We start from the raw sequence: 11,219 nt of genomic DNA on the forward strand, positions 1-11,219 counted from the left end.
AATCCCGAACAGCTTTTCGCCATGGGCTATGCGGCCTGCTTTCTTAGCGCGACCAAGCTTGTGGGGCGGCTGACCAAGGTGGCGCTGCCCGAAGATGCCAGCATCACCGCCATTGTCGGAACCGGTCGCGCGGGCGAGGCTTATGCCCTTGAAACCGAATTGCGGGTGTCATTGCCCGGTATGGACCGGGCGCAGGCCGAGGCGGTGGTGAAGGGCGCGCATGAACGCTGCCCCTATTCGAACGCGACGCGCGGAAACATGCAGGTCACGTTGACGGTAGAGGTCTAGGCAGGCCGTCGCGCGAGGTGGTCGTCCGCATCCTCTTGCGGCTCCTTCGTCGGCCTGAGGCAGGCAGAAACCTCGCGCAGCAAACCCGCCGCAGCATGCAGCTTTTCCGGCGAAAGCTGGCCAAGGCATTCAGCCAGTACCGCATCATGCACGGTCAGCGCCTGTTCAAAGGTGTGCTTGCCCTTGGGCGTCATGCAGGCCGTGAAGGACCGGCGATCGGTGCTGGACATGTGCCTGACCACCAGACCATCCCGGATCAACCGCGCCACCAGCCCCGACACATTGCCGTTCGTCACCCGCAGCGCCTGGGAAAGCGCGCTCATCGTCAGTCCCTCGGGATAGCGGTAAAGCTGCGCCAGCGCGTCGAATTTGGTCACGCTGATACCGGTCTTTTCCAGCATTGATCGGTTCAGTTCGCCAAAGATCCTGCCGTGAATCCGCAGAACCTGAATCCAGACCCTGGTTTCGTCCTGCCGCCTGCCATTTTCACTGTCCATCAGGCATTCTGGCCCGCGCGGCATAGTTTGACAACGCGGCTTTCAGATCCTCGGGGATCGGGATGGCGCGATGCGTATCAAGCGATGTCGTGACGGTGGTAAAGCGTCCACGCAGCGCCTCGGTCCCGTCTTTCAGCGCATGCAGCACAAGGCTGTAGGACTTCGTGCCGACATGTTCGACGGCGACATGGATCATCAGCTTTTCGCCCACCATGCAGGGGGTGAAGAAAGCCGAGGCGGCCTCGGCGTAACCAAGCCCGACGCGGCGACGACCCAGCATGTCGTAATAGTCGATGCCAAGGCAATCGCAGAACCATGCCTCGATCGCCTGATTGAAGAAATGAAAAAACTCGGGCGTATAGACGATTCCGGCGGGGTCGCAATTGCCGTGGCGCACGGTGATCCCGGCAGACCACATTGCGGGCGGCAGATCCGCGGAACTCAGGGGGCGCAGGCGTTTGGCACCGGCGGATTGTTCTGTCATGCGAAACACCCAGTGGTTTGGTCGGGCCGACCTGCCCGCCGCCAAAGGCATCGCCCGGCGGATGCCGCAGAGGCAAGGCTGTGGAACCGCCCCGGAATTTCAATGCTTCAGTAAGAGATAAATAACTTTACATATAAAATAAGTCAACGGCTTTCTCTTGCCGGATCCTGGATCCGGCCTGCGGAAACTGGGGAATCCGACGATGCGCGCGGCCCCGAAACCTTGGTCAAATGCGGCGGGCAAAACCCGTGTTGCACAAAATGCTTGCAAAAGACGTAATACGGTATACGTTTTTTCTGACGGCGAATCCATCGACAGGTAATCGGGCGCGGGGTTTCCCGCGTCAGGGGAAAATGGCCGTAAGCCATGGGATTTGCCGCAGCGCGATAATGACAGCCTTGGCAAACAAGGGCGTTTCAACCAATGGGAGAGTTTGAATGACACGCACAGGTATTCTGGCGGGCTCGGTTGCCGCAGTCGCGATGATGTCCGGCGCGGCGCAGGCGGAACGCGGCGCGGATGGCGAGCTGAGGGTTCTGCTGTGGCAGGCACCTTCGACGATGAACCTTTATCTTTCCGGAGGCACCAAGGATCTGCTGGCCGGGTCTTTCGTGCTGGAGCCGCTGGCCCGCTATGACGAAGATGGCGGCATGGTGCCCTTTCTGGTCGATGAAATTCCGACCATCGAAAACGGCGGCGTGGCAGAGGATCTGAAGTCGATCACATGGAAACTGAAGGACGGGCTGAAATGGTCCGATGGCAGCGATGTGACGGCAGAGGATGTCGTCTTTACGTGGAAATATTGCGTCGATCCCGAAGGCGGCTGCGCGCAGACCGACTATTTCGAAGGCATTGAAAGCGTCGAAGCGGTGGATGCGCAGAATGTGCGGGTCAATTTCACGACCCCGACGCCCTATCCCTATCGCGCCTTTGTCGGGCATCACGCGCCGGTCCTGCAGGCGGCGCAATTTGCCGGTTGCCTTGGCGCGGCGGCGGCGGGCTGCACCGCGCAGAATTTTGGTCCCATCGGAACCGGCCCTTTCCGGGTGGTCGAGTTTCGGGCGAATGACGTGATCACGCTGGAGGCCAATCCCTTTTACCGCGACCCGGCGAAACCGGCTTTCGCCAGCCTGACGGTCAAGGGCGGTGGCGATCCCGCCTCGGCGGCACGGGCCGTTCTTGAGACGGGCGAATTCGACTATGCCTGGAACCTTCAGATCGAGCCAGAAATTCTGGACGGTCTGGCAAGGGCCGGCAAGGGCGAGGTGATCTCGGCCTTTGGGGCGGCGGTCGAGCGGATCGAGATGAACCAGTACAACCCCGACCCGGCCCTTGGGGACAAGCGATCCACCATCGATGCCGGGCCGCATCCGTTCAACACCGATCCAGCGGTGGCGCGTGCCCTGTCGCTGGCGATTGACCGCAACATCATTGTGGCAGCGGGCTATGGCCCGGCCGGGCGGCCGACCTGCAACAACCTTGCCGCGCCCGAAATCTATGCCTCGACAGCGAATGACTGGTGCCTGACGCAGGATCTGGACGAGGCGAACCGCCTGCTGGACGAGGCGGGATGGGCGCCCGGACCGGACGGGGTGCGGGTCAGGGACGGGGTGCGGCTGTCGATCCTGTTCCAGACCTCGACCAATTCGGTGCGGCAGGGCACGCAGGCCCTGATCAAGAACTGGTGGAAGGCTATCGGGGTCGAGACCGAGCTGCGCAATATCTCGGGTTCGGTGTTTTTCGGGGGCGATCCGGCAAGCCCGGATACATTGCAAAAATTCTATGCCGATGCTGAAGAGTTCAACAAGCCCTTTTCGGGGAACGATCCGTCCAACTATCTTGCGGGCTGGACATGCAGCAGCATTCCGCGCCCCGATACCAACTGGCTGGGCGAGAACATGGCGCGTTACTGCAACCCGGAGTATGACGCGCTGGTCGAAAAGCTGTCCCAAACCACCGCTCCCGAGGATCGCGCTGCGATCGGCAAGGCGCTGAACGACCTGATCGTGGGCGACGGGGCGATCCTGCCGCTGGTTCATCGCGGCAGCGTGGCGGCACGGTCGAACAGCCTGGCCGGGGTGCGGATGAACGCCTGGGATTCGGATTTCTGGAACATCGCGGATTGGTCCCGCGCCAGATAAGCCTGCGCGATTGCCTGCCCCGCCGGGGCAGGCCGCTTTCCGACCCATCCCGCGTATCGGAGACGATCATGTTCAACTACACGCTGCGGCGGGCGTTCTTTGCGATCCCGACATTGCTGGTGATCAGCTTTGTGATCTTTGCCCTGCTGGACCTTGCGCCGAACGACCCGACCTCGGATCTGCCGCTGACCCTGTCGCCTGAAGCGCGCGAAAGAATCCGTCAGGCCCTGGGCATGGATCAGCCCTTTGTCATCCGCTATCTGAAATGGCTTTACCAGTTTTTCATCAACGAGCCGCTGAACCTGCTGGAACAGGTGACGGGCTGGCGGATCGGTGATTCCGAAAACCGGATGCGGGTGGTGTCATGGATGACACGCAGCCCGGTGATGGACCTGATTGCCGAACGGATGCCGCAAACCCTGTGGGTGGTGGGGATGTCCTATGTCATCGCGGTGATACTGGCGGTGCCCATCGGGGTGATCTCGGCCTATAAGCAATATTCGCTGTTCGATCAGATCGGTACGTTTCTGGCTATGGTCGGGTTTTCGGTTCCGGCGTTCTTTTCGGGCGTATTGCTGGTGGTGATCTTTTCCTCGACGCTGAGCTGGTTTCCGTCGATCTATGACACCACACATCGCGTGACCGACTGGGACAGCCTGCTGTTCCAGATCCGGCAGATGTTTTTGCCGGTCATGGTCATCTCGTTGATCAACCTGTCGCAGATCAGCCGGTTCGTACGGTCATCGGTTCTGGACAACCTTGGTCAGGATTACGTGCGCACGGCCCGTGCCAAGGGCGTCAGGGAACGCGCCGTGCTGCTGAGCCATGTCCTGCGGAACAGCCTGATTCCGGTCGTGACCGTGATCGCCCTTGGTGTTCCCAGCATCTTTTCCGGCGCGATCATCACCGAACAGATTTTTCGCGTGAACGGGCTGGGGCAATTGCTGATCACCGCCATAGAGGCGGGGGATCTGCCGCTGGTGCAGACGCTGACCGTGATCTTTGCGGCGCTGATCATTCTGTTCAACCTGATCGCCGACATTCTTTATGGCCTTCTGGACCCGAGGATCCGCTATGACTGACATCACATCCGTTGATGCCCCGCCGCAGGCAAGGCAACGATCCTATTCCGCCGATCTGTGGCGGCGTTTCCGCAGGCACAAGGGCGGAGTGGCCGGGCTGGCCGTCTTTGCCGTCATCGTTCTGGCGGTGATCGCCGGACCGCCGCTTTACGGGCTTGACCCGAACGAGATGGACTATCTTGCGCGCAATCAGGGGCCCTCTGCCGCGCATTGGCTGGGAACAGACAATCTGGGACATGACCTGATGGCGCAGTTGCTGGCGGGGGGGCGTGTTTCGCTGACGGTGGGGGTGGCGGCGATGCTGTTGTCGCTGCTGCTTGGGACGGTGGTCGGCCTGCTGTCGGGCTATTTCCGGGCGCTGGACGGGGCGCTGATGCGGCTGACGGATTTGTTTCTGGCCTTGCCGATCCTGCCCCTGCTGCTGGTCATCATCATGCTGTTCCGCGAGACTTTGCGCGCGATGGTCGGACCCGAGGGGGGAATCTTCATCCTGATCGTCCTTGTGATCGGCATCACAAGCTGGATGCATACCGCGCGCATCGTGCGGGGCGACGTTCTGGCGCTGAAGGACCGCGAATTTATTCTGGCCGCCAAAAGCGGCGGGCTGCGGGAATCGACGATTCTGCGGCGGCATGTCCTGCCCAATGTCGCCAGTTCCATCCTTGTGTCCGCGACGCTTGGCATCGCGACAGCGATCATCACGGAATCCGCGCTCAGCTTTCTGGGCCTTGGCTTTCCGTCGGATTTTCCGACATGGGGGCGCCTTCTCTATGACGGGGTGAATTTCATGCAGATCACGCCCGCGCGGGTGATCTGGCCGGGGCTGGCGATTTCGCTGACCGTTCTGTCGGTCAACTATATCGGCGACGGGCTGCGCGATGCGTTCGATCCGAGGTCGAACGATGGCTGATCGCAATCAACAAGAGGGGGGATCAATGGTCGGGTGTGACACGGACGGGCCGGTGCTGTCGGTCGAAGATCTGCGGGTTTCGTTCAAGACCGACGAGGGTTGGCGCGAGGTGGTCAAGGGCATTTCCTTCGACCTGTCGCCGGGTGAAACGCTGGCGATTGTCGGCGAATCCGGCTCGGGCAAAAGCGTGACGTCATTGTCGATCATGCAGCTTCTGGCGGCACGCAGCAGCCGCATATCCGGCAAGGTCAGGCTGGCGGGGCGCGACCTTCTGGGCCTGTCCGGCGAACAGATGCGGCAGGTCCGGGGGCGCGACATCTCGATGATCTTTCAGGAACCGATGACCAGCCTGAACCCGATTTTCCCCGTCGGGCGGCAGATCTCGGAGGCGCTGACCTGCCATGGCCGGATCAGCGCCTCGGAGGCGCGGGCCGAGGTGCTGCGGCTGCTGGACAAGGTGCGCATCCCGCGCGCGGCGGATCGCTTTGACGACTATCCGCACCAGTTTTCAGGCGGGATGCGGCAGCGTGTGATGATCGCCATGGCCCTTGCCGCGCGCCCCAAAGTCCTGATCGCGGACGAGCCGACAACCGCGCTGGACGTGACGATTCAGGGGCAGATCCTCGACCTGATCAAGGAATTGCAGGATGAAATCGGCATGGCGGTGCTGTTCATCACGCATGACATGGGCGTGGTTGCCGAAATCGCCGACCGGACGCTGGTGATGTTTCGCGGCGATCTGGTGGAAACCGGCACGACCGAACAGATCTTTGCCGCCGGGCGTATGCCCTATACCCGCGCGCTGCTGTCGGCGGTGCCGAGGCTTGGTTCGATGGCGGTCCATGACCGGCCGGCGCGCTTTCCGGTCATCAATATCGAAACCGGTCAGGCCCTGCCCGAACGCGAGGTCGGCAATACCGTCCGGCATGACAGGCCGGTCCTTCAGGTGCGCGACCTGACGACGCGCTTTTACGTGAAATCGGGCCTGCTGGGGCGGCGGTCGGGTGCCGTCCATGCGGTCGAGAAGGTGTCCTTTGACCTGCATCAGGGCGAAACGCTGGCGCTGGTCGGGGAATCGGGCTGCGGCAAATCCACCACCGGGCGTTCCATCACGCGGCTGGTTCAGCCGGAAAGCGGCACAATCATCGCTGACGGGCACGAGGGGCTGAAACCTGGCCGTCAGGAGCTGCGGCAGCTTCGCCGCTCGGTCCAGATGGTGTTTCAGGATCCCTTCGCCAGCCTCAATCCCCGGATCAGTCTGGGCACCACCATGACCGAGTGTTTTCTGGAACACCGCATGGGCAGCCGGGCCGAGGCGCAGGACAAGGCGGCAGGGCTTCTGGAACGGGTCGGGCTGGATCCGTCGATGATGACCCGCTATCCGCATGAATTTTCCGGCGGGCAGCGGCAGCGGATTTGCATCGCGCGCAGCCTGATGCTGGATCCCAGGGTGATCATTGCGGATGAATCGGTATCCGCGCTGGATGTGTCGATCAAGGCGCAGGTCTGCAACCTGCTGCTGGATTTGCAGGAAAGTCTGGATCTGTCCTATCTGTTCATCAGTCACGACATGGCGGTGGTCGAACGGGTCAGCCATCGGGTCGCGGTAATGTATCTGGGCGAGATCGTGGAAATCGGGCCACGGCATCAGATTTTCGGCAACCCCCAGCACCCCTATACCCGCAAGCTGATCGAGGCCGTTCCCGTCCCCGACCCTTCGCGCCGCGCCCTGCGGCGGCGGCAGGAGGCAGAGGAACTGAAAAGCCCGGTGCGCCCGCTGGATTACGTCGCGCCCGAACGCAGCTATCGCGAGGCGGGCCCCGGCCATCTGGTGCAGGTCGCCTGACCAATGAGAGACTGGCCCTTGAAAATCTGATCCGCTAGGAACGGGGACGATGTGAAACGGAGACGAAAGATGTCGATTGTGCGCGTGGCGGATCTGCGGCAACAGGTCTATGAAAACGTCCGCAGCCGCATCTATTCGGGCGAGTTCGGCACCGACGCGACCTTTCATGAAATCGCGCTGGCCGAGGAACTGGGCGTGTCGCGCACGCCCGTTCGTGAGGCGCTGGCCATTCTGGCGCGCGACGGGCTGTTGGTGCAGGAACGGCGCGGCTTTCGCTTTCCACGCCTGAACGCCGACGATATCGGCCATGTCACCGATGTTCGCCTGCGGCTGGAACCTTATGCGATGGGCCAGATCGTCGCGGATCATACGCCTGCGGAACTGGCGCGTCTGGCGGGTTTCATCCGCAAGGAAATCAGCGCGCATCGCGACAGCGACAGCTATATCGCCGCGCACAGCCGCATGCGGGAAGAGATTCTTGCCCATATCGGGAACCCGTTTCTGGCCGACATGATCCGGCAATTCGACCATTTCGCCCATGTCGTGCGCAACACAACGCTGCGCGAACAGCGATGGCGCGACAAATCGGCCGAGGGCAATCTGCGCAAGGCCGATGCGTTTCAGGCGGGCGACCGCGACGAAATCCAGAACGTGCTGTGCAGCCTGATCAGGCTTTCCGCCAGCTCTTATATCGAACTTCTGAAAACGCAGGAACATTAGCCGCCGCACCCGGTGCCGGCGGCCCGGCACGCAAAAACGTATACAGTATTCGGCAAGCGGCCACCATGACGACAACAGAAAGGACAAGCCATGACACCCGGTCTGAAGAATACGGGCGAAATCGACGATCTGGTGCAGACCCTGCGCCCGGAATACGAAAGGCTCAGCGATGCGGTCTGGGGCACGCCGGAAACCTGCTATGGCGAACGGAAATCTGCCGCCGCCCATGCCGGGCAGTTGCGCGCTGCGGGCTTTCGCGTGTCCGAAGGTGTGGCGGGCATTCCCACCGCGCTGATCGGCGAGGCGGGTGGCGAGGATGGCCCCCTTATCGCGTTTCTGGGCGAATATGACGCGCTGCCGGGGCTTAGCCAAAAAGAAGGCATGAACACTCATGACCCGCTTGAGGCGCAGGGCAATGGCCATGGCTGCGGGCATAACCTGCTGGGGGCTGCGGCGATGCTGGCTGCGGCGTCGGTCAAGCGCTGGCTAGAGGAAAACGACCTGCCCGGTCGCGTTCGCTATTACGGCTGCCCGGCCGAGGAAGGCGGCGGTGCCAAGGCTTTCATGGTACGCGAAGGGCTGTTTGACGACGTCGATATCGCGATCTCGTGGCACCCGGAAAACTTTTGCGAGGTGCTCAAGGCCAATTCGCTGGCCAATACGCGCGTTGATTTCCTGTTTCATGGCCGGTCCTCTCATGCGGCGATGGCGCCGCATCTGGGCCGATCCGCGCTGGATGCGGTGGAACTGACCAGCGTGGGCTGCAATTACCTGCGCGAACACATTCCCCCCGATTGCCGGTTGCATTACGCGGTTCTGGACAGCGGAGGTATCGCGCCGAATGTCGTGCAGAACTTTGCCCGCGTGCGCTATTCCGTCCGCGCTTCGGACAATGCGGCGATGCGCGATCTGTACGCGCGGGTCTGCGACGTGGCGCGGGGCGCGGCACTGATGACCGGCACGACGCTGGAGATCCGCCCGATCAGCGCGGTGTCCAACCTTCTGGCGAACACGCCGCTGGAAACGGCGATGTGGGAAGAACTCGAATCCCTCGGCCCGCCCGATTTCAATGACGACGACATCGCCTTCGCGACCCGGATGCGCGAAAGCATCTCAGAAGAAGACATCACCTATACCCACCGGCGTTTCGGGCTGGAACCGGACCCGGATCGTGCGCTGTGCGATTTCGTCGTTCCGCGCGATGCGCCGCGTATGAAGATGTTCGGCTCGACCGATCTGGGCGATGTGTCCTGGGTGGTTCCGCTTGTGCAGATGCAGGGCGCGACCTGCGCCATCGGCACGCCTTTCCATTCCTGGCAGCTTGTGGCGCAGGGAAAATCCGATATGGCAAAAAAGGGTATGGTCCATGCGGCAACGGTGATGGCCCGCACGGCGATCCGCGCGCTGCGCGACCCCGCACTGATCAATGCCGCAAAGGCCGATCTGCGGCATCGCGTGGGGGCGGATGGCTATGTCAGCCCCCTGCCGGAAGGGATTGATCCTCCGATCCGGGAAATGGCCCCCACAGCATGAAAGGCCAGCCGGGCGTTACCTGACCAACACCCGTGCCTTGCGGGTCACGTCCAACAGGTCCAACAGGCCCGTCAGGGCCGAAAGGTGCCGTAACCCGCAGCAGGGGGGCAGGCACGGCAGGGGGTCCGGGGGGTGCAACTCCCCCGGCCACCGCGGGACGCAAATCATCCGGCGGTGCCGTCACTGCACGGATCCCGGTAATGTCCGGAGGTGGCCGGGTCACATGCCCCCGCGATCCGGCCCGCCAGCGCTGCGCGAATATCGGCGGGCCAGGGCAGGGCAGCGCGTTTGTCCATATCCATCAGCACGATGGTCTGCATGATCGCCAGCCGGATTTCGCTGCCGCATGTCACATGGAACAGCAGATCGGCGCTGGAACGGCCAAGACGCCGGGGGATGACCTGCCAGTCAAGCACCTCCCCCAACCGTGACAAAGCCGTGACAGACATGCTCAGCCTGACCGTCGGCATACCGATCCGGCGTTTGTCCTGCATGTCTGCACGGCTGAGGCCAATCTCCTGCTCGAACCAGTCCTCGGAACAGATCGTCATAATCTCGGGGTAGCGGGGATAAAAGACCGTCCCGGACGGGTCACAATCCCGCATGCGTACGCGATGACGAAAGCGCCAGACCATTTACCCTCCTGCGGAGCAAGCCGTCGGAATATGTTCGATATCGAATATGGCTTTGCCACAGGCTGGATCCGGTTCCCGGATATGGCAGGCTGCTGCGCCATCAACAGTCACGTTCCGGTCGCCGCGACGCCGCTGTCCACCAGCCTGTCGATCTCGGCCCTGGTCAGCCCGGCCTCTTGCAGCAGCGCGCGGGTGTGCTGGCCATAGGCGGGCGGCGTGGAAAAGCTGTCGGGCCGTCCGGGCAGGTCCACCGCGCGGGGCTGCATTCGCAGGGTCCGACCGTCGGGCAAGGTGGTCCGGGTCATTCTTGCGCGGATCTCGGGGGCTTCATGCACCTGCCGGATGTTGCGGATCGGGGCATTCGGGATCTGCGCAGCGGACAGTATTGCCGCGATCCTGGCAATTGGTTCCTTTCGGAGGATTGCCCCGAATTCCCGATAGATCGCTTGCCGGTCCTCATAGCGCGCGGCCTGAGCGTCCCGCGCACCGTCCCGCGACAAGGGGCTGAACAGCGGGGTGTCGGTCAGGCGCTTCCACTGCGCATTGCTGCCGACGGCCACGAAAATATGGCCGTCGCTGGTCGGATAGACATTGGTGGGAATGAACTTGCGATGCGCATTGCCCCAGCGGGTGATTTCCTCGGGGCCGCAATCCAGATCGATCAGCGGCAGCAGCGTTACCAGCCACGAGGCCGCCGCCTGCAACATGGACACGTCGATCCGCCGCCCGCCCTGCCGGTCGGCCCCCTCGGCCAGGGCCAGCAGGACATTGGCATAAACCTCATCCCCGGCCTTCAGATCGACCAGCGGGATCCCCATCATCGTCGGCGGCCCGTCGTCAAAGCCCGTGACCTCCATATAGCCCGCCATAGCCTGCGAGATCGGATCATAGCCGGGCACCGTCGGATGGTCGGGCCCCATGGCCGAGATCCCGGCCCAGATCAGATCCGGCTTCACCTTGCGCAACGTTTCGTAATCTATTCCAAGCTGTTCGTAACGGCCCGGAATGGTATTGCAGCAAAAGACATCGGCATCCAGTTCCCGGATCAGCCGGTGCAGGGCCGCCTGCCCCTCGGGCGATTTG

Annotated in this window: 11 protein-coding genes; 7 read left to right on the top strand and 4 right to left on the bottom strand. The window is 62.4% G+C overall.

The features are described 5' to 3' along the window. On the top strand, positions 1 to 288 hold a 288-nt coding region (locus ACK5L9_RS18175; protein ID WP_416912867.1), incomplete at its 5' end, for an Ohr family peroxiredoxin. Here ACK5L9_RS18175 and ACK5L9_RS18180 read toward each other — a convergent pair. Both ACK5L9_RS18180 and ACK5L9_RS18185 read right to left on the bottom strand, forming a co-directional pair. Then, entirely contained in the window at positions 285 to 785 is a 501-nt protein-coding gene (locus ACK5L9_RS18180; RefSeq protein ID WP_416912868.1) for a MarR family winged helix-turn-helix transcriptional regulator, read from the bottom strand. The genes ACK5L9_RS18175 and ACK5L9_RS18180 overlap by 4 nt on opposite strands. Beyond that, positions 775 to 1,269, bottom strand: a complete 495-nt coding sequence (locus ACK5L9_RS18185; protein WP_416912869.1) for an acyl-CoA thioesterase — start codon at positions 1,267 to 1,269, stop codon at positions 775 to 777. The genes ACK5L9_RS18180 and ACK5L9_RS18185 overlap by 11 nt, the downstream gene beginning before the upstream one ends. Positions 1,270 to 1,706: 437 nt before the next feature. Here ACK5L9_RS18185 and ACK5L9_RS18190 point away from each other — a divergent pair, with 437 nt between their 5' ends. From ACK5L9_RS18190 to ACK5L9_RS18215, 6 genes are all read left to right on the top strand, one after another. After that, complete coding sequence (locus ACK5L9_RS18190) at positions 1,707 to 3,410, top strand: peptide ABC transporter substrate-binding protein (protein ID WP_416912870.1); 1,704 nt, start codon at positions 1,707 to 1,709, stop codon at positions 3,408 to 3,410. Between the two features lie 68 nt (positions 3,411 to 3,478). Beyond that, positions 3,479 to 4,492, top strand: coding sequence for an ABC transporter permease (locus ACK5L9_RS18195; protein ID WP_416912871.1), 1,014 nt, complete (start codon positions 3,479 to 3,481; stop codon positions 4,490 to 4,492). Next, complete coding sequence (locus ACK5L9_RS18200; protein ID WP_416912872.1) at positions 4,485 to 5,402, top strand: ABC transporter permease; 918 nt, start codon at positions 4,485 to 4,487, stop codon at positions 5,400 to 5,402. The genes ACK5L9_RS18195 and ACK5L9_RS18200 overlap by 8 nt, the downstream gene beginning before the upstream one ends. Before the next feature lie 25 nt (positions 5,403 to 5,427). Continuing rightward, positions 5,428 to 7,248 carry an ABC transporter ATP-binding protein gene (locus ACK5L9_RS18205; RefSeq protein ID WP_416912873.1) on the top strand — a complete coding sequence of 607 codons (1,821 nt, stop codon included), beginning with the start codon at positions 5,428 to 5,430 and terminating at the stop codon, positions 7,246 to 7,248. 69 nt (positions 7,249 to 7,317) lie between these two features. Continuing rightward, entirely contained in the window at positions 7,318 to 7,968 is a 651-nt protein-coding gene (locus ACK5L9_RS18210) for a GntR family transcriptional regulator (RefSeq protein WP_416912874.1), read from the top strand. 90 nt (positions 7,969 to 8,058) lie between these two features. Continuing rightward, positions 8,059 to 9,501: a M20 family metallopeptidase gene (locus tag ACK5L9_RS18215; protein ID WP_416912875.1), complete on the top strand. Its 1,443-nt coding sequence runs from the start codon at positions 8,059 to 8,061 to the stop codon at positions 9,499 to 9,501. Between the two features lie 164 nt (positions 9,502 to 9,665). On the opposite strand, the gene ACK5L9_RS18220 is transcribed toward ACK5L9_RS18215, so the two are convergent. Both ACK5L9_RS18220 and ACK5L9_RS18225 read right to left on the bottom strand, forming a co-directional pair. Then, complete coding sequence (locus ACK5L9_RS18220) at positions 9,666 to 10,136, bottom strand: acyl-CoA thioesterase (protein WP_416912876.1); 471 nt, start codon at positions 10,134 to 10,136, stop codon at positions 9,666 to 9,668. Between the two features lie 107 nt (positions 10,137 to 10,243). Next, positions 10,244 to 11,219 (bottom strand): CaiB/BaiF CoA transferase family protein (locus tag ACK5L9_RS18225; protein ID WP_416912877.1); only part of this gene is annotated, 976 nt, incomplete at its 5' end.

Origin of the sequence: Paracoccus sp. (in: a-proteobacteria), assembly GCF_047973135.1 — a bacterium.
Lineage (GTDB): Bacteria > Pseudomonadota > Alphaproteobacteria > Rhodobacterales > Rhodobacteraceae > Paracoccus.

What these genes read in the sequence shown, in the direction of transcription:
- ACK5L9_RS18215 (WP_416912875.1), top strand. Translation starts at nt 8,059, where the DNA reads ATGACACCCGGTCTGAAGAATACGGGCGAAATCGACGATCTGGTGCAG.
- ACK5L9_RS18190 (WP_416912870.1), top strand. Translation starts at nt 1,707, where the DNA reads ATGACACGCACAGGTATTCTGGCGGGCTCGGTTGCCGCAGTCGCGATG.
- ACK5L9_RS18220 (WP_416912876.1), bottom strand. Translation starts at nt 10,136, where the DNA reads ATGGTCTGGCGCTTTCGTCATCGCGTACGCATGCGGGATTGTGACCCG.
- ACK5L9_RS18195 (WP_416912871.1), top strand. Translation starts at nt 3,479, where the DNA reads ATGTTCAACTACACGCTGCGGCGGGCGTTCTTTGCGATCCCGACATTG.
- ACK5L9_RS18210 (WP_416912874.1), top strand. Translation starts at nt 7,318, where the DNA reads ATGTCGATTGTGCGCGTGGCGGATCTGCGGCAACAGGTCTATGAAAAC.
- ACK5L9_RS18180 (WP_416912868.1), bottom strand. Translation starts at nt 785, where the DNA reads ATGGACAGTGAAAATGGCAGGCGGCAGGACGAAACCAGGGTCTGGATT.
- ACK5L9_RS18200 (WP_416912872.1), top strand. Translation starts at nt 4,485, where the DNA reads ATGACTGACATCACATCCGTTGATGCCCCGCCGCAGGCAAGGCAACGA.
- ACK5L9_RS18185 (WP_416912869.1), bottom strand. Translation starts at nt 1,269, where the DNA reads ATGACAGAACAATCCGCCGGTGCCAAACGCCTGCGCCCCCTGAGTTCC.
- ACK5L9_RS18205 (WP_416912873.1), top strand. Translation starts at nt 5,428, where the DNA reads ATGGTCGGGTGTGACACGGACGGGCCGGTGCTGTCGGTCGAAGATCTG.